General features: G+C 62.0%; 15 protein-coding genes. 8 read left to right on the forward strand and 7 right to left on the reverse strand.

Features of this window, described 5'->3' with window-relative positions; all coding sequences use genetic code 11:
* Nucleotides 1-172 precede the first annotated feature (172 nt).
* Nucleotides 173-1,231 carry a uroporphyrinogen decarboxylase gene (gene hemE / locus HNQ36_RS03480; protein ID WP_184082531.1) on the forward strand — a complete coding sequence of 353 codons (1,059 nt, stop codon included), beginning with the start codon at nt 173-175 and terminating at the stop codon, nt 1,229-1,231.
* Between the two features lie 27 nt (nt 1,232-1,258).
* Here hemE and HNQ36_RS03485 read toward each other — a convergent pair whose 3' ends face one another.
* Together HNQ36_RS03485 and hemC are read right to left on the reverse strand one after the other, a co-directional pair.
* Nucleotides 1,259-2,041, reverse strand: a complete 783-nt coding sequence (locus HNQ36_RS03485; RefSeq protein WP_246395227.1) for a potassium channel family protein — start codon at nt 2,039-2,041, stop codon at nt 1,259-1,261.
* Between the two features lie 64 nt (nt 2,042-2,105).
* Nucleotides 2,106-3,074: a hydroxymethylbilane synthase gene (hemC, locus tag HNQ36_RS03490; protein ID WP_184082781.1), complete on the reverse strand. Its 969-nt coding sequence runs from the start codon at nt 3,072-3,074 to the stop codon at nt 2,106-2,108.
* 193 nt (nt 3,075-3,267) lie between these two features.
* Here hemC and HNQ36_RS03495 point away from each other — a divergent pair, with 193 nt between their 5' ends.
* On the forward strand, nt 3,268-4,080 hold the full coding sequence (locus HNQ36_RS03495; RefSeq protein ID WP_184082532.1) for an HpcH/HpaI aldolase/citrate lyase family protein: 813 nt from the start codon (nt 3,268-3,270) through the stop codon (nt 4,078-4,080).
* Here the strand turns inward: HNQ36_RS03495 and HNQ36_RS03500 are convergent.
* Nucleotides 4,077-4,415: a VOC family protein gene (locus tag HNQ36_RS03500; RefSeq protein ID WP_184082533.1), complete on the reverse strand. Its 339-nt coding sequence runs from the start codon at nt 4,413-4,415 to the stop codon at nt 4,077-4,079. The two genes, HNQ36_RS03495 and HNQ36_RS03500, sit on opposite strands and share 4 nt — an antisense overlap.
* Before the next feature lie 9 nt (nt 4,416-4,424).
* Nucleotides 4,425-5,024: a TetR family transcriptional regulator gene (locus HNQ36_RS03505; RefSeq protein WP_184082534.1), complete on the reverse strand. Its 600-nt coding sequence runs from the start codon at nt 5,022-5,024 to the stop codon at nt 4,425-4,427.
* 227 nt (nt 5,025-5,251) lie between these two features.
* Here HNQ36_RS03505 and HNQ36_RS03510 point away from each other — a divergent pair, with 227 nt between their 5' ends.
* Both HNQ36_RS03510 and HNQ36_RS03520 read left to right on the forward strand, forming a co-directional pair.
* Nucleotides 5,252-6,433: an efflux RND transporter periplasmic adaptor subunit gene (locus tag HNQ36_RS03510; RefSeq protein WP_184082535.1), complete on the forward strand. Its 1,182-nt coding sequence runs from the start codon at nt 5,252-5,254 to the stop codon at nt 6,431-6,433.
* Between the two features lie 220 nt (nt 6,434-6,653).
* Nucleotides 6,654-9,869 carry an efflux RND transporter permease subunit gene (locus HNQ36_RS03520; protein ID WP_184082537.1) on the forward strand — a complete coding sequence of 1,072 codons (3,216 nt, stop codon included), beginning with the start codon at nt 6,654-6,656 and terminating at the stop codon, nt 9,867-9,869.
* 300 nt (nt 9,870-10,169) lie between these two features.
* Here HNQ36_RS03520 and hutX read toward each other — a convergent pair whose 3' ends face one another.
* The 3 genes from hutX to HNQ36_RS03535 form a co-directional block, all read right to left on the reverse strand.
* Nucleotides 10,170-10,670 (reverse strand): heme utilization cystosolic carrier protein HutX, encoded by a 501-nt coding sequence (gene hutX, locus HNQ36_RS03525; protein ID WP_184082538.1) that lies wholly within the window; start codon nt 10,668-10,670, stop codon nt 10,170-10,172.
* Between the two features lie 11 nt (nt 10,671-10,681).
* On the reverse strand, nt 10,682-11,017 hold the full coding sequence (gene hmuQ / locus HNQ36_RS03530) for a heme-degrading protein HmuQ (protein ID WP_184082539.1): 336 nt from the start codon (nt 11,015-11,017) through the stop codon (nt 10,682-10,684).
* Nucleotides 11,018-11,175: 158 nt separating this feature from the next.
* Complete coding sequence (locus HNQ36_RS03535) at nt 11,176-13,557, reverse strand: TonB-dependent hemoglobin/transferrin/lactoferrin family receptor (RefSeq protein ID WP_184082540.1); 2,382 nt, start codon at nt 13,555-13,557, stop codon at nt 11,176-11,178.
* 245 nt (nt 13,558-13,802) lie between these two features.
* Here HNQ36_RS03535 and HNQ36_RS25915 point away from each other — a divergent pair, with 245 nt between their 5' ends.
* From HNQ36_RS25915 to HNQ36_RS03555, 4 genes are read left to right on the forward strand one after another with little or no spacing between them, the layout of a single operon-like run.
* On the forward strand, nt 13,803-14,021 hold the full coding sequence (locus tag HNQ36_RS25915; RefSeq protein ID WP_210311927.1) for a hemin uptake protein HemP: 219 nt from the start codon (nt 13,803-13,805) through the stop codon (nt 14,019-14,021).
* 8 nt (nt 14,022-14,029) lie between these two features.
* Nucleotides 14,030-15,010 (forward strand): heme/hemin ABC transporter substrate-binding protein, encoded by a 981-nt coding sequence (locus HNQ36_RS03545; RefSeq protein ID WP_246395229.1) that lies wholly within the window; start codon nt 14,030-14,032, stop codon nt 15,008-15,010.
* Nucleotides 15,007-16,107 (forward strand): FecCD family ABC transporter permease, encoded by a 1,101-nt coding sequence (locus HNQ36_RS03550; protein ID WP_246395230.1) that lies wholly within the window; start codon nt 15,007-15,009, stop codon nt 16,105-16,107. Before HNQ36_RS03545 ends, HNQ36_RS03550 begins: the two co-directional genes overlap by 4 nt.
* Complete coding sequence (locus HNQ36_RS03555) at nt 16,104-16,898, forward strand: heme ABC transporter ATP-binding protein (RefSeq protein ID WP_184082543.1); 795 nt, start codon at nt 16,104-16,106, stop codon at nt 16,896-16,898. Before HNQ36_RS03550 ends, HNQ36_RS03555 begins: the two co-directional genes overlap by 4 nt.
* Nucleotides 16,899-16,901: the final 3 nt, after the last annotated feature.

Below are 16,901 nucleotides of genomic sequence, written 5' to 3' on the forward strand. Positions count from 1 at the left end.
TCTAATGACATCGTTACCGCAGGTGCTCGCGGCGCGACAATGGTTTGGCTCGACAGGGCTGCCATGCCATCCGTTCCGAAAAGGAACGTATCAGCATGATCCAGGTCGTCAACCGGTGGCCAAAACCGGAGGCAGCGTGTATCAGGGCCGCAGATAAGCCTATCTTCAGCCAATGGAATTTCGTTTGAGCCAGTCCCCCGTTGTCAAGCCGTTCATGGAAGTCCTCTCGGGCCGCAGGCAGAGCGTGCCGCCGGTGTGGATGATGCGTCAGGCCGGCCGTTACCTTCCGGAGTACCGTGAGCTGCGCGCGAAGGCGGGCGGCTTTCTCGACCTGTGCTTCAACCCCGAATGGGCGGCCGAGGTCACCCTGCAGCCGATCCGGCGCTTCGGGTTCGACGCCGCGATCATCTTCTCGGACATTCTGGTGATCCCGCATGCGCTCGGACGTTCGGTACGCTTCGAGGTCGGCGAAGGCCCGCGACTCGATCCGCTCGACACGCCGGAGAAGATCGCGACGCTGGCGACGGCTGCGGATTTCACCAAGCTTGAACCCGTCTTCGAGGCGCTGCGCCGTGTTCGCGCTGAACTCGATCCGAAAATTGCGCTGATCGGTTTCTGCGGCGCGCCATGGACCGTTGCGACCTACATGGTCGCCGGGCAAGGCACGCCGGATCAGGCGCCCGCACGCATGCTCGCCTACCGCGAGCCGGATGCGTTTGCAAAAATCATCGACGTGCTGGTCGAGAATTCCATTGAGTATCTACTGGGACAGCTCAAAGCCGGCGCCGACGCGTTGCAGATCTTCGACACATGGGCAGGCATCCTGCCGCCGCGCGAATTTCAGCGCTGGTCGGTGGAGCCGACACGGCGGATCGTCGAAGGCGTGCGTGCGAAAGCACCGCACGCGAAGATCATCGGCTTCCCGCGCGGCGCAGGCGCGCAGTTGCCGCTGTATGTCGGCCGCACCGGCGTCGATGGCGTCAGCATCGACTGGGCGGCGGAGCCCTCGCTGATCCGCGAGCGCGTGCAGAGTTACGTCGCCGTGCAGGGCAATCTCGATCCCCTCGCCTTGATCGCCGGTGGCGCAGCGCTGGATCGCGCCGTCGATGACGCGCTGGCGAATTACGCAAGCGGCCGGTACATCTTCAATCTCGGCCACGGCATCCAGCCGGAAACGCCCATCGCCCATGTCGAGCAGATGCTAAAGCGCGTGCGGGAATATAAGGGATAACTCTCAGCAACGCTGCGCCGAACCGCGCTACTCGTTCGGAATGTTCAGCAGTTCGCCGCACGCCTTGCAGTGCACGGCATCGACGTCGTGTCGCAGCAGGCCGCATGTCGGACAGGGGAAGCGGACCTTGTGTGGGCGCAGCATGGCGCGTACCAGGCCGAGAAACAGGGTCACCCCGAAAATCATGGTGACGACGGAAATCAGCCGCCCCACCGTGCCGGGCAGCGTGATGTCGCCAAACCCGGTCGTCGTCAGCGCGGTGACCGCGAAATAGAGCGCGTCGAGATAATTGGTGATGGCAGGGTTTGTGGCGTGCTGGGTCGCGTAGATGAGGCCGGTCATCACGAACAGGAAGACCGCAATGTTGATCCCCGCGATGATGATCTCCTCGTTCGCGCGGAAATACGGGAAATCGGCACGAAGCCGCGCCAGCAAACGATAGCTACGCATCAACCGCAACGTCCGCAGCACGCGCAAGAAGGCTATCTGCTCGCCCGCCAACGGCGCTAAAAATGAAACGATGCTTGCAATATCCGCCCAGGTGACGGGGTGCAGGAATTCGCGCCACGGCTTCTCGACGATGAAAAGGCGGGCGAGAAAGTCGGCGAGAATGACAAGGCCAAAGCCGACATCGGCGACTTCAACGTAAGCGTTTCCGGGAATGAAAGAGGTCGTAACGATAAAAATGATGGAGATAGTATCGAAGATCAGCAAACCGTAGCGGAATCGATGCGCGTCGGCGGATTCACCGTCGTAGAGACTGCGGAGCCGCGATCGCAGACGCTGCACCATCGAGGTGTTTGATTTCATTTCGGCAGACCGGTCCAGTTCCTGAACATCATGGTAGCACAGGACGGTCGCAGCGCTGCGCTGGTTAAACCGGCCTTGATCTCTCGATGATCTCTGCCGCGCCCTTTGCCAGCAGATCGAACGCCACCGCGCGACCAAGCTCGCGCGGCTTGTCGGCGGGGCCGGTGCGCGTCGCTTCGAGCAACTGATCGCCTTCCAGATCCAGCACCGACGCAGTCAGCGACATCTCGCGGCCGTCGATCGTCGAAAAGCCCGCAACCGGCGAATTGCAGTGACCGTTCAACACCCACAGCACCTCGCGCTCCGCATCGGCGCACAGATGCGCGGCGGGATCGTCAATCAGCGCGAGATATTGCCGTGTACGCCAATCGTTCACTGCACATTCCACCGCGACGATGCCCTGCCCCGCCGCCGGCAGCATTTCTCGCGCAGTGAATTCGTGGGCGATGCGGCTTGCAAGCCCGACGCGCTCCAATCCCGACCGCGCCATGATCAGCGCATCCGCAGGGCCGACTTCGCCGCCTTCTGCGAGCCGCTGCATCTCGCCATTGTCGAGTTTGCGCACTCGCGTATCGGCCGCGCCGCGAAAGTGAATCACTTCGATCTCGGGAAACAGCCGCCGCGCGTACGCCGCGCGCCGCACAGCGTTGGTGCCGATCTTGAAGCCCTTGCCCTTGGTGCGCTTCAGATCGTCGAACGTGACGCCCGCGCGCAGCACCAGCGCATCGGTCGGCGGATCGCGCGACAGCGTCGCACCGATCACGAGGCCCGGCGTGTCCTCGTTGCCCGGCATGTCCTTCAGGGAATGCATCGCCGCGTGCAGTTTTCCTGCGATCACCGCTGCGCGGATTTCGGCGACAAATGCGCCGCCTTTGCCGCCATGCGGCAGCAGCAAGCCGACCTGATCCTGATCGCCGCGCGTCTCGAACTTGACGATCTCGACGTTCAGATCCGGCGCGGCAGCTTCGAGCTGGCGTGCAATTTCCCCGGTCTGCGCAAGCGCCATCGTACTTTTGCGCGTTCCGATACGCATGGAAATTGCTGTCACGTCTGCTCCGTCACCGGCTTGATGTCGTCTGAAAACCGCGTTCTTACGGGCCGCAACATACGGCGGGCGGTCCCCCTAATGCAAACGCATTGAAGAACCTATCGCGGTTGCATCAGCCTGCGGTCCGCGCTTAAACAGCCTCAATCCCGCGTCCTGCGCAATCAAAAGAGTCCCCTGAATGACATCTTCCTCGTCCATCGGCTTCCTCGCACCCCTGTTCGTTCCCGCCACCCGGCCCGACCGTTATTTCAAGGCAGCAGGGTCCGGCGCGGACGGCGTCATCATCGATCTTGAGGACGCCGTGGCCGCGAACGAGAAGGACGCCGCCCGCGCGACGCTGGTTGCGGCCTCCCTGCCCCCCAATTCAATCGTCCGCGTCAACGCTTTCGCAACGCGCTGGCATGAGGCTGACATTGTGGCGATGAAGGGCCTCGGCATCGCCGGGATCATGCTGCCGAAGGCAGAGACTGCGGGACATCTCGAAAGCGTGCGTGCTGTATTAGGCGATCTGCCGGTGATTTCGCTGATAGAATCGGCGCACGGCGTCGCAGGCGTCCGCGAGGTCGCCCGTCATTCCAGCCGGCTCGCGTTCGGCTATATCGACTTCAGCGCCGATGTCGGTTGCAGCATGGACCGCGACGCGTTGCTGATGGCGCGTGCCGAGATCGTGCTGGCGTCAAGACTTGCACAGTTGCCATCACCGCTTGAAGGCGTGACGCCGTCGTTCGATGATCCCGCACTGGTCGAGGACGACGCGCGTTATGCCGCATTGATGGGTTTCGGCGGCAAGCTCTGCATTCACCCCAAGCAGATCGCGCCGACACTCAAGGGATTCCGGCCATCGCAAAAAGACATCGAATGGGCGATTCGAATCTCGAATTCGGGCGATGGCGCCGTGTCGGTCGACGGCATGATGGTCGATGCGCCGGTTCGGCTTCGGGCGCAGCGCATTCTCGCTGCGGCTAAAGCCAGCGATGCCGCGCAAACCTAATCGCGCGAGATCCACACCGCTATTTCGTTTCCGCCCGGTTCGCGGAAATGAAACCGCCGCCCGCCGGGAAAATCGAACTGTGCCTTGGTGATTGTGCCGCCGGCGGCAATTACGCGCCGTTCGGCATCGTCGATATCCGTGGTCCGCACCACGGCGAGCGGTGCCGCGACCCGTTCCGGCGCCTGATCGATACCACCATCAATTCCCGCGCCAGTGAGCGCGTCATAGGTCGGACCGTAGCTGACAATGCCCCAACCGAAAGCCGCCTGAAAAAACGCGCTGGTTCGCGCGCGGTCGGTGCTGGGAAATTCGATGTAGTCGATCTTGTCGGTCATGATTGCCTTCTATTGTGCTGCGACCGGCGGCCAGGTCATCAGAACCACCTCAACGATCTTCTTGAGTTCGTCGCGCTTGGCCCCGCCGACCGCCTGAACTGCTATTCCTTGCGCGATGGTGGAAGCATAACGCGCCAGCACCTCCGCATCGGCATGGACGGGAAGATCGCCATCGGACCGCGCCTGCTCGAACCGCTCACGCAGATCGCTTTCAAATTTCGCGCGCCGCGCGACCAGCTCCTGCTTGATCGACTCCGCCGCGTCTCCGCAGGTCAGCGCGCCGTTGATGGACAGACATCCTGCCGGACAGTCCGGATCGGTCACGGCGTCGACTTCGCCGTAGAGAAGATGCTCGATCACCGCGCGCGCTGTCGGCTGCTGCAGCGCCAGCTTGGTGTAACCGGCGGGCCCATCGGCATAAGCGTCGAACGCCTTGCGGAATAGTTCTTCCTTGTTGCCGAACGCGGCATAGAGCGACGGCTTGGTGATGCCCATCGCCTCCGTCAAATCGGTCATCGACGCGCCCTCGTATCCCTTCTCCCAGAAAACGTGCAGCGCGTTTTCCAAAGCCTGATCGAGATCGAATTCACGGGGGCGTCCCATGGCCACGGTAAGAACCTTTCTGAATTTGTACCTTTCGTTAGATATGTCCCTTGACGGCGAAAGTCCAAGTCCCATTTATACCGAACGTTACAGTTGCGATGCAGCAATAATGCATCGCGACGCGGGGCAAATCGGAACTTTTATTCTCTCGCCGGTCGCGATCTCCCCAGCAACGTATTGAAATTACAGCATTTCGCGTATCGGCGCGGATGCAATGAAATGGGAAGCTCGTGATGAAAAGCCTTTCAAAAAGAACAAGCCTGATTGGCGCCGGGATCGGTCTGGCAATCCTGGCGACCGCGGGAACTCTGGTCTTCACGACCTCAAACAATCGCGCCAAGGCTGATTCCGCCGCCGCGGCCACACCGCCCGCAACCCCCGTCTCCGTCGCCAGTGTCGCCGAGCGGGAAACCGCAATCTGGGACGAATTCTCGGGCCGGCTGGAAGCCATCGAGCAGGTGGAAGTCCGCTCGCGTGTCGCCGGCGCGATCCAGGAAATCCGTTTCCGCGAAGGCGCGCTGGTTCAGAAGGACGATGTTCTCGTCGTCATCGATCCCGCACTCTACGCCGCTGAGGTCGCCCGCGCAGACGCTCAGGTCGCCGCTGCGCAGGCTCGTCTCGTCTTCACCAAGAGCGATTATGAACGCGGCCAGCAACTGAGCGGATCGCAGACCATCTCGCAGCGCGATCAGGACAACCGCATCAACGCCTATCGCGAGGCGGAAGCAAACCTCAAGGCGGCGCAGGCCACCCTCAAGACCGCGCAGCTCAACCTCGGTTACACCGAAGTCCGCGCGCCTGTGACCGGCAGGGTCGGCAAGCGCGAGATCACCGTCGGCAACCTGATCGCCGCCGGTCCCGGTTCGCCGCTGCTGACCACCATCGTCTCGACGACGCCGATCTATGCCAGCTTCAACGCCGACGAACAGATCGTGCTGCGTGCGCTCGACTCGCTCGGCAAGGACGATGCGGCATCGAAGACCGGCCGCATTCCAGTCAAGATGGGCACCGCGACCAGCAACGGCTTGCCGTTCGAAGGCCACATGCAGTTGATCGACAATCAGGTCGATGCGCGCAGCGGCACGGTGCGGGTCCGCGCCATCTTCGACAACAAGGATGGCCGCCTGATCCCCGGACAGTTCGTCCGCCTGCAGATGGGCCAGCCCAAAACCGAACGCGCGATGATGATTAACGAACGCGCCGTCGGCACCGACCAGAACAAAAAGTACGTGATGGTCGTGAACAAGGAGAACAAGGCCGAGTATCGCGAAGTTTCGCTTGGCGTCGCCGTTGACGGCCTGCGCGTGGTCACGGCCGGCCTGAAGCCGGGCGAGCAGATTGTGGTCAAGGGCTTGCAGCGCATTCGCCCCGGCGCACCTGTCGCGCCTGAAGTCGTGGCGATGGACACCAACTGACGCGAACAACTCAAGAAACATCATCCGCGATGCGCGCCGTCACCCTGAGGTGCCGTAGCGAAGCGGAGGCCTCGAAGGGCGGCAGCGTTGAACAATTGCCATCCTTCGAGGCTCGCAAGAGCGAGCACCTCAGGATGACGGCGCGGCATGTTCGCCGTGGCACTTACAGGAAGTCGCGCCAGGCAAAGCGCAGCAACAAGACCAATAATGAGATGACGTCATGAATATCTCGAGATTTTTCATCGACCGGCCGATTTTTGCCGGTGTGCTGTCGGCGCTGATCCTGCTTGCGGGGCTGCTGTCCCTGCCCGCACTGCCGATCTCCGAATATCCGGAAGTCGCGCCGCCCATCGTGACCGTGCGCGCGCTCTATCCCGGCGCCAATCCGAAGGTGATTATCGAATCGGTCGCGACGCCGCTCGAGGAGCAGATCAACGGCGTCGAAAACATGCTGTACATGAACAGCCAGGCGACGACCGACGGCGTGTTGACCCTCAACGTCACCTTCCGCCTCGGCACCAATCCCGACCTCGCGCAGCAGATGGTTCAAAACCGGGTATCGCAGGCGGAGTCGCGGCTGCCGGCGGTGACACGCCAGCTTGGCATCACCACGGTGAAGAGCTCACCGAACATCACGCTGGTGGTGCATCTGTTGTCGCCGAACGATCGCTACGACACCACTTATTTGCGCAACTTCGGCGTGATCAACGTCAAGGATCGCCTTGCCCGCATTCGTGGCGTCGGCCAAGTGCAAATCTGGGGCGCCGGCGATTATGCGATGCGTGTCTGGCTCGATCCGCAAAAAGTCGCCGAGCTCGGCCTGTCGCCCGGCGATATCACCCGCGAAATCCAGGCCCAGAACGTCGAGGCCGCGGCGGGTACGGTCGGCGGCGCGCCGAACTCCACGGACATCACCCTGCAGATGCCGCTCAATGCGCAGGGCCGCCTGAAGGACGAGCAGGAATTCGGCGATATCGTCATCAAGACCGGTCAGAATGGCGAAATCACTCGCCTGCGCGACGTTGCGCGGATCGAGCTTGGCGCTTCCGAATATGCGCTGCGTTCACAGATCGACAATAAATCAGCCGTCGGCATCGGTATCTTCCAATCTCCCGGCGCAAACGCGCTCGCCATCGCCGACGAAGTCCACGCGGTGATGACGCAGATCAAACAGAACATGCCCGAGGGTGTCGATTACCGCATCGCCTACGATCCGACGCGGTTCATCCGCGCCTCGATCGAAGCCGTGATCCACACCCTGCTGGAAGCGATCGCGCTGGTGGTACTGGTCGTCATCCTGTTCCTGCAGACCTGGCGCGCTTCGATCATTCCCCTGATCTCCGTGCCGGTCTCGATCATCGGCACCTTCGCGGTGCTCCTGCTGTTCGGCTATTCCATCAATGCGCTGAGCCTGTTCGGCCTGGTGCTGGCGATCGGCATCGTGGTCGACGACGCCATCGTCGTGGTGGAGAACGTCGAACGCAACATCGAGGAAGGCTTGTCGCCGCGCGATGCGACCTATCGCGCCATGAACGAGGTGTCGGGACCGATTATCGCCATTGCCCTGGTGCTGGTGGCGGTGTTCGTGCCGCTTGGCTTCATCAGCGGTCTGACCGGCCAGTTCTACAAGCAATTCGCCATGACCATCGCGATCTCGACGGTGATCTCCGCGATCAACTCGCTGACGCTGTCACCGGCACTCGCGGCCCTTCTGTTGAAGGGGCACGATCAGCCGAAAGATGCGCTCAGCCGCGGCATGGACAGGATCTTCGGCGGCTTCTTCCGGCGGTTCAACAGCGTCTTTCTGAAAGCCTCGGATTCCTATAGCGGCGGCGTCAAGCGGGTCATCTCGCGCAAGGCCGCCGTCATGGGCGTCTATCTGGTCTTGATCGGCGTCACGGCAGTTCTGTTCAGGGTCGTGCCCGGCGGATTCGTGCCGCTGCAGGACAAGCAATATCTGATCGGCTTTGCCCAGCTTCAGGAAGGCGCCACGCTCGACCGCACCGAAGAGATAATGCGGCAAATGTCGGCAATCGCCATGCAGCAGCCCGGTGTCGAGAGCGCCGTGGCGTTTCCGGGTCTGTCGATCAACGGTTTCACCAACTCGTCAAGCGCCGGCATCGTGTTCTCGACGCTCAAGCCATTCGGCGAGCGCAAGGATCCTTCGTTGAGCGCCACCGCTATCGCCGCGGAGTTGAATAAGAAATATACAGTCATTCAAGACGCCTTCGTGGCCATGCTCCCGCCGCCACCGGTCGACGGCCTCGGCACCACCGGCGGTTTCAAGCTGCAGCTCGAAGATCAGGCGGGGCTGGGTTATGAGGCGCTGGACGACGCCAAGAAAGCCTTCCTCGCCAAAGCAGCACAGGCGCCCGAGCTCACCGGATTGTTTTCGAGCTACAAGGTGGACGTGCCGCAGCTTTATGCGGACATCGACCGCACCCGCGCGCGCCAGCTCAACGTGCCGATCACCAGCATCTTCGAGACTTTGCAGGTTTACCTCGGCTCGTACTACGTCAACGACTTCAACAAATTCGGCCGCGTCTATTCGGTCCGCGTGCAAGCCGACGGCAAATTCCGCGCGCGGCCGGAGGATGTCGGCCAGTTGAAGGTGCGCTCGACGACCGGCGATATGATCCCGATGTCGGTGCTGCTGCGGTTGCAATCCACCGCCGGCCCCGAAAGCGCGATGCGCTATAACGGCTTCCTCGCCGCCGACATCAACGGTGACACCGCGCCGGGCTATTCCACCGGTCAATCGCAAGCCGCCGTCGCGCGCATCGCGAGCGAGACGCTGCCCAAGGGCATCGGCTTTGAGTGGACGGACCTGACCTATCAGGAGATCATCGCGGGCAACACCTCGCTCTACATCTTCCCGATCGTGATGCTGCTGGTGTTCCTGGTGCTCGCTGCGCAATATGAAAGCCTGATGCTGCCGCTGGCGATCATCATGATCGTGCCGATGTCGCTGCTGGCCGCGATGTTCGGGGTCTGGATCACCGGCAACGACAACAACATCTTCACCCAGATCGGCCTGTTCGTTCTGGTCGGGCTGTCGGCCAAGAACGCGATTCTGATCGTGGAGTTCGCACGTGAACTTGAGTTTGCCGGACGCACGCCGATCGCAGCGGCGATCGAGGCCAGCCGCTTGCGATTGCGGCCGATCCTGATGACGTCGATCGCCTTCATCATGGGCGTGGTGCCGCTGGTGACATCGGTCGGCGCCGGCGCGGAGATGCGCCACGCCATGGGCATCGCGGTGTTCTCCGGCATGATCGGCGTCACGGCGTTCGGCATCTTCTTCACGCCGGTGTTCTACGTGCTGCTGCGTGGCGTCACCGGCAACAAGCCGCTGGCCCAGCACGGCGTAAGCTCGATCGAGCCGATCCCCGCAGCACACCCCGCGCCTCATGCGCTGAAGGATGCTGCTGAATAGCCTGCTCACTGAGCGGGCCACGAGATGGCGCACAGCTGCATTGCCCGTGACAGCGATGCGCCCGCGACACGAAGCGGTCCGGTCCTTGCCCCTCCAAGCCGGATCGCTTCGGTCGCAACTTCTGCAAAGAAAATGGCCGGGGAAACCCCGGCCATTTTTTATAATCTTGGTCGTCCCGGCGAAGGCCGGGACCCATAACCACCGGCCTCTGCAATTGAGGCAAATTGGTTGAGCACGTCTTCGCAACAACACCGACAGGGATGATGGGTCCCGGCCTTCGCCAGGACGACGCACGTGAAATTATCCCAGCGTCTTCGCCAGCGCGCGAAACTTCTCGAGCTGATCGGTCTTGAGCGCGCGGGCTTCATCCCGCCCAACGAAGACCTTGAACATCACGCCGCCATCGACATTGAGGAACGCCGCGAAGGCCGACGACTTGCCCATGAATGGACGTTCGACGAAGGCGATCCCGCCGCAGCGCTCATGCCGCAGATGGCCGTGCATGCCCTTGGGCTTCATGATGTTGTAGTAGCCGCGTCCGATCTCACCGCCGCCGACAGGCTCGGTGACCTCGAAGATGCCGTCCTCGGTATGGATGATCAGCGTCACCTCGCCCCATGTCGCGATGTCCTGCATCGCAGCCACGAACGCGGAGCCCGGCGCGAAGCTGCGCATCTCCTCCGGCAACGCCTCGATCACGGCGCGCGCCGTGACGTTCTTCTCCCGCGCGACGTCCTCGATGACGCCGCCGGGGTTCTCCGCCATATGTTTCTTGAGATCGGCCAAATCGGTGCTCAGCATGGATTGCCCTCTCAAGCCGCGGCGCTGGTCTTGCGCTCGCTCTGGATGATGTCGAAGCCTTCGAACTTCGGATGGCCGAGGTAGAGGCTCGGGCCGGTCTGGTTGTCGGCGCGGGCATGCGCCTTGCGGAACTGCTCGGACTTGGTCCACGCCTCGAACGAGGCCTTGTCGGCCCACAACGTGTGCGTCGAATACAGCGTGTGATCCTCGGCCACCGGGCCGCGCAGCAAGTGAAATTCGACGAAGCCGGCAAGCTCGCTGAGATACGACTCGCGCGTCGCCCATACGGTCTCGAACGCCTGTTCGGAGCCGGTCTTCACCTGGAAACGGTTCATAGCAATAAACATTGGTCTTCTCCTGTTTGTCTTACTGTAAGGCCGAACGGCCGGTTATCAAAGTCTCGAATAACAGGGCGCGTTTCTGAAAACGCCACATGCCGCGCAGAAAACTCTGCGCGGCATTGTCCTGTTTGCTTTTCGAAAAGCAGTTATTGAGCGTTCTGCGTTCAGCTTCCTCCGAAGTGGTATCTCAGACCGGCCTTGTAGACGATGCCCGCGCCAGCGCTGGCCCAGAGCACGTCGTTCTGCGGCGAAGTGAAGTCGGCGGCGCGCGGAATAGCGTAAGGCCGGTAGTATTGATTCAGGAGGTTCTCGACCGAGAAGTTCAGCGCGAAATCCTTGGTCGGTCTCACTTGCAGATACAGGTTGACCAGGTCGTAGGATGTGCCCGGCAGATAGGTGACCGGAATATCGGTGTTGCTCTTCACCGACGTCCACATCGCCGACAGTATCACCTGATTGTCGAGGAAGCGCAGGCCAGCCGTCGTCGTCACCTTCTGCGGCTGGATGCTGTAGAGGCCGATATTGGTCTGGGTGTTCTTGCCTTCCTGCAGCGTCAGCGACACGCCTACGAAATAGTCGTTGGCGTCGTACATCGTTTCGGCTTCGAAGCCCTGGATCCGGGCATGCGCGATGTTCTGATACTGAAGATACGTCGTCGGAAACACACCTGGAATCGGCGGGAAGGAATTGAACGGAGGTCCGGTGAACTGGACACTGTCGATATAGTCGTCGACATCGTTGCGGAAGAGATTCAGCTTGCCGCGGAAACTGTCGCCGGCCCTGAACAGATCATTCTTCTTGATGTTGACGCCGATTTCCTTGGTCTTGCCGACCTCGGGACGCAGATTGGGATTCGGCAGGAAGCAGAAGAAGCCGCGCGTGCCGTCCGGGCAGATCGAAAAGTCACCCTGCCCGGCACCGGTTGCGACGTGGGCGCTATCCACCAGTGTTTCAGTGATCGAGGGCGCGCGATAGCCTTCCGCGTAGCTGACATATGGCGTCACGACGCTCGCGGGCAGAAGTCCGATGGTAATTTTCGGCGAGAAGCGGTCGCCGCTGGCCGAACCTGCCGATGAACTGAGCTGATAGTTATCGTACCGAATCGCGCTGACCATTTCGAACAGCGAGGTGTAGTTGGTCTTCCACTGGACGAAGGCGCCGGTGACTGTGCGTTCGCCGCCGGGCGTGGTCTTGTTGGAATTGCCGCTCTTGTCCGCCGTCGAAACGTTGTCGCGGAAGCCGTCTCCACCGTAAGTGACGGCGTGGCGCCAGTCGCCGGTCTCAAAACGCGACGTGTTGTGAAAGTCGAACCCGAACGTGTCGATCAGATAACTGCGCTGATCGCCGACGCAGCCGGTGATGCTGTTGCCCGGCCGACCGCCAATGCAATTGCCGGTCGCCGCTGTCGAGTTGTGCAGGGTCTTGACCTGCTGGCTATCGGTCCGATTCCAGTAAATCTTGGCATCCCAGTCGAAGATCTGGTCGTCGGGCCGGGAGTACTTCCAGCCGAGCGTGGTGGTGTAGTTCTTCAGGTTGGTCGCATAGACCGATGTGCCGTTGCCCGCCGCTCCTGGCTGCGCGAAAGGCTGCCCCACCGGCCGACGCGGCTGACCAACGTTATAAATGTCTTCCTGGAAGATGCCGCCGAGCTTGATCTCATGCCCATCCGCAGGACGCACTGTCAGTTTTGCGATACCGCTTGAGAGCCGCTGCGCGGTATTCTCGACAGTGACTCCAAGGCCATCCTTGTAGTTGTTCTGCGTCGAGTAGGTACCGCCTGCGAACACATCGACGTTCGAATTGACGTGCACACCGCCGAAGATCGATCCGAGCGCGCGGCCGCTGTTGGTGCCGAACACCGTGTTGGTATCGAGGCCCCAGCGCTCACCGGGACGCACCACATCCTGAATGTCCTTGGTGCGGAACGAGGCCACGCCGCCGATGGCGCCCGAGCCATAGATATTGGCGGTCGGACCGCGCACGATGTCGATGCCGCCGATCAGTTCGGGATTGAGGAAGAACGAGCCATTCGAGTTGTGGCCGGTACGCTGGTAATTCTGACGCGCGCCATCGACCACCACCGCAACGCGGCCGAAATCCTGCAAGCCGCGAATGTTGATCGCTGTCGACGGATCGTCACCGCGGTCCTGCAACCAGACGCCGGGAACATTGTAGACGAGGTCGCCTACCGTGGAGGCATTGCGCCCCTGGATCTGTTCGAGCGTCACAACACTGACCGGCGCCAGCGCATCGATTGCACGCTCCTGGGTCTTCGTCGCGGCAACCGTGATCTCGTCGAGTGATTGATATACCGGCTGTCCGATCTGGGCGTTCGCGTTCATCAGCTTCGCCTGCGGCACAGGCACTTCCGCCATCGGCGCACCGGCGCGCTTGCGCTTGATCGGCTTCGGCTTGGCCGGTTGAACAGCCTGGCTGGACGCTTCAGCGGATTGCGCATGCACTGGCCCAACGACAACCACCGCTCCCAGCGCAACAATAGACATAGATAGTAACAGCGCGCACGCGCGCGCGTTCAGCCCAGACATGACAGCCCCAAATCTTCTTGATGCTTTTTGTGATGCGGCTGGCGGGCGTCGCCCGAAGGGCGGCTGGCTGGCTATCTTGGAATCCGTTGACCACTGCCAACGTGTTGCCACTTTTCGTAAAATGCCTCGTCGGGGTCAAGCCAACCAACGGTCAGTTTAAACCTATTGTAAACTGGAGTGTTGGAATTCGCCCGCCGACAAACATAAGAACAACCAAGACTTTCCGAACAGGACTCGCAAAGCGGATGAATGCTGGCTCTCCCCAAGACCCCGACGGCATTTCGGGCAAAGACGCCGGCGATCAATCTAGAACGACTCTAATTGAGCGTTCGATCCCTTTGACGGATAACCGTATCCAGAGCCGTGACCTGTTCGTGTCCTCGCGCGAGATCACCATCTCGCATGGCGAGGAAACCTATCGCTTGCGGCTGACCTCGCAAAACAAGCTGATCCTGACCAAATGAACTGCAGAATGCCCGCACCACGAACGACCGGCGTATTGCTCGGCGTCACGCTCGCCCTCGCCGCTGGCCTTTGCGTGAGCGCTGTCCCGTTCGCGACCGCCCGCGCCGAAAGCATCGTCGTCCATGATGCCCGTGGCCGCGACGTGGCTATCGGCAACCGGTCGCGCATCGTCTCGATCGGCGGCGCGATCACGGAAATTCTGTATGCGCTCGGCCTCGAGGAGCGGATCGTCGGTGTGGACACCACGAGTCTTTACCCGCCGAAGGCGCTCGGCGAAAAGCCGAACGTCGGCTACATGCGGCAGCTGAGCGCAGAAGGCGTGCTCGGCCTCAACCCGCAACTGATCCTCGCCATCGAAGGCTCCGGCCCGAAAGAAACGCTGGACGTTCTCGACGCAGCGAAAATTCCGTTCGTGTCGTTTCCCGAAACCTACACCGAGCAAGGCCTGATCGATAAGATCAAGATGGTCGCGCACGCGATGGACGCCGACGCCCGTGGCGCGTGTCTCACCGCGGCGGTCAGCGGCGACCTTGCCGAACTGAAGAAGCTGCGCGACAGCGTCAAGAAGCCTGCGCGCGTGATGTTCGTGATGTCGTTCCTGAACGGCCGCGCGATGGTGGCAGGACACAAGACGGCGGCAAACGAGATCATCAAGCTCGCCGGCGGCGTCAATGCAGTTGACGGGTTCGAGGGCTACAAGCCGGTCAATGACGAAGCCATCGTCGCGGCCAAGCCTGACGTTATTCTCACCATGCAGCGCGGCCGCGAGCAGCTCGACGCTCAGACCGTGTTCGCCAATCCGTCGTTTGCGCTGACACCTGCCGCTGCCAAGAAATCGTTCGTGGCGATGGACGGACTTTATCTGCTGGGCTTCGGTCCGCGCACCGCGGCCGCGGCCCGCGATCTGGCGCTGTCGCTTTATCCCGACCTCACCGACAAGGCCGCGACATGGAAGCCGGCGACGCTGACCGTCGACTGCCATAAATGACGACGGCCGAAGCAGCGTCCGCGACGCCACGCCCTCTCGCCCCAAGTGTTTCCATGCGGCCTTCGGCCATTCTTGTTTATGCCGTTCTGATCGCCGGTGTTCTCGCCGTCGCGCTGCTGGCGACGACGGTTGGCGCGGCCGGAATTCCGCTTCCCCGTCTTGCCGCTGCGCTGGGATTCAACATCGGCCACGCCGATCCCGCCATGCTGGCACGCGATGAACTTGTGCTGTGGTCGATCCGGATTCCGCGCATCGCGGTCGCAGGCATGATCGGCGGTCTTCTCGCGCTGTCCGGCGCCATCATGCAGGGCCTGTTCCGCAATCCCCTCGCCGATCCGGCGCTGGTCGGCGTATCGAGCGGCGGCGCGTTCGCAGCGGCGTCCGCCATCGTGATCTCCGACAGCGCATGGGGCGCAAGCTTCCGCTTCCTGCAATTCGAACTGCTGCCTGTCGCGGCGTTTGCAGGCTCGCTGATCACCACCACGATCCTCTACAAGATCGCCAGCCGCGAGGGCCGCACCTCCGTCGCGATCTTTCTGCTCGCCGGCCTCGCCATCGCGGCCATCGCCAACGCGGGCATCGGGCTTCTGGTGTTCGTCGCCGATGACCGCCAGTTGCGCGACATCACCTTTTGGTTGCTCGGCTCGCTCAGCGGCGCGACCTGGCCGAAAGCCGGGGTGGTTGCGCCGGTCGCACTGCTTGCGCTGCTGGCGATCCCGCTGATCGCGCGTGGTCTCGACGTGCTGGTGCTCGGAGAAGCGGAAGCCTTTCACACCGGTGTGGATGTCGAACGGTTGAAGAAAATCTCGATTGTGCTGATTTCCGCGATGACCGGCGTGGCCGTGTCGATCTGCGGCGTGGTCGGTTTCGTCGGCATCGTCGTTCCGCATCTGCTGCGGATCGTGATCGGCCCCGGCCACCGGCTGCTGCTGCCCGCCTCGGTCTGTCTCGGGGCCATTCTGCTTATTCTCGCCGACACCATTGCGCGCGTGCTGGCAGCTCCCGCCGAAGTGCCTATCGGCATTCTGACCGCAGTGCTCGGCGCGCCGTTCTTCCTGTTCATCCTGTTGCGGCAGCGGGCGCTGATCGGATCATGACCGCGCACGCCCCCGCCATGATCGAAGCCAACGCGATCTGCATGAAAGTGCGGCAGGCGACACTGCTCGATAACGTCAGCGTTCAGCTTCGCGGCGGCGAGACCGTCGCCATCGTCGGGCCGAACGGCGCCGGCAAATCGACGCTGCTGCGCCTGCTGTCCGGCGATCTTCGCTGCACCGGCGGCGGCGTCCGCCTCAAGGGCCGCGATCTCGCCTCGTTCTCCTCGCGCGAGTTGGCGAACCATCGCGTCATGCTGTCCCAGCATGTCAACGTCTCCTTCCCTTTCACCGTCGAGGAAATCGTAGCCATGGGCGCGGGCGATCGCCCCCGCACTGTCGCAACCCCTCTGGTCGATGCGGCCATTGCCGAACTCGATCTCGCGCCGTTCCGCCACCGCGAATTGCCGACGCTGTCGGGCGGCGAACAGCAGCGCGCCCACTTCGCGCGTGTTCTGGTGCAGCTGGCCTGCGGCGAAGCCGACCATGGCCCCGGCGTGCTCCTGCTCGATGAGCCGACATCCAGCCTCGACCTGCGCCACCAGATCAATCTTGTTGAAACAGCGAAGCAACGGGCACGCACCGGCACCGCCGTGGTCGCGGTGCTGCACGATCTCAACCTCGCCGTCCGGTTCGCGGATCGCATCATTGTTCTGCGCAAGGGAATGGTCGCCGCTGACGGAAGCCCTACCGAGACGATCACCAACGAGATGATCAGGCAGGTCTTCGAGGTGGAGACCAGCATCGGCTCCGAGGACGGCCAGCCCTACGTTCTGCTCCAGCGCATGCAATAATTC

This window comes from Afipia massiliensis, from assembly GCF_014203115.1.
Taxonomy (GTDB): Bacteria; Pseudomonadota; Alphaproteobacteria; order Rhizobiales; family Xanthobacteraceae; genus Afipia; species Afipia massiliensis.

What these genes read in the sequence shown, in the direction of transcription:
- hemE (WP_184082531.1), top strand. Translation starts at nt 173, where the DNA reads ATGGAATTTCGTTTGAGCCAGTCCCCCGTTGTCAAGCCGTTCATGGAA.
- HNQ36_RS03485 (WP_246395227.1), bottom strand. Translation starts at nt 2,041, where the DNA reads ATGAAATCAAACACCTCGATGGTGCAGCGTCTGCGATCGCGGCTCCGC.
- hemC (WP_184082781.1), bottom strand. Translation starts at nt 3,074, where the DNA reads ATGCGTATCGGAACGCGCAAAAGTACGATGGCGCTTGCGCAGACCGGG.
- HNQ36_RS03495 (WP_184082532.1), top strand. Translation starts at nt 3,268, where the DNA reads ATGACATCTTCCTCGTCCATCGGCTTCCTCGCACCCCTGTTCGTTCCC.
- HNQ36_RS03500 (WP_184082533.1), bottom strand. Translation starts at nt 4,415, where the DNA reads ATGACCGACAAGATCGACTACATCGAATTTCCCAGCACCGACCGCGCG.
- HNQ36_RS03510 (WP_184082535.1), top strand. Translation starts at nt 5,252, where the DNA reads ATGAAAAGCCTTTCAAAAAGAACAAGCCTGATTGGCGCCGGGATCGGT.
- HNQ36_RS03520 (WP_184082537.1), top strand. Translation starts at nt 6,654, where the DNA reads ATGAATATCTCGAGATTTTTCATCGACCGGCCGATTTTTGCCGGTGTG.
- hutX (WP_184082538.1), bottom strand. Translation starts at nt 10,670, where the DNA reads ATGCTGAGCACCGATTTGGCCGATCTCAAGAAACATATGGCGGAGAAC.
- hmuQ (WP_184082539.1), bottom strand. Translation starts at nt 11,017, where the DNA reads ATGTTTATTGCTATGAACCGTTTCCAGGTGAAGACCGGCTCCGAACAG.
- HNQ36_RS03535 (WP_184082540.1), bottom strand. Translation starts at nt 13,557, where the DNA reads ATGTCTGGGCTGAACGCGCGCGCGTGCGCGCTGTTACTATCTATGTCT.
- HNQ36_RS25915 (WP_210311927.1), top strand. Translation starts at nt 13,803, where the DNA reads ATGAATGCTGGCTCTCCCCAAGACCCCGACGGCATTTCGGGCAAAGAC.
- HNQ36_RS03545 (WP_246395229.1), top strand. Translation starts at nt 14,030, where the DNA reads ATGCCCGCACCACGAACGACCGGCGTATTGCTCGGCGTCACGCTCGCC.
- HNQ36_RS03550 (WP_246395230.1), top strand. Translation starts at nt 15,007, where the DNA reads ATGACGACGGCCGAAGCAGCGTCCGCGACGCCACGCCCTCTCGCCCCA.
- HNQ36_RS03555 (WP_184082543.1), top strand. Translation starts at nt 16,104, where the DNA reads ATGACCGCGCACGCCCCCGCCATGATCGAAGCCAACGCGATCTGCATG.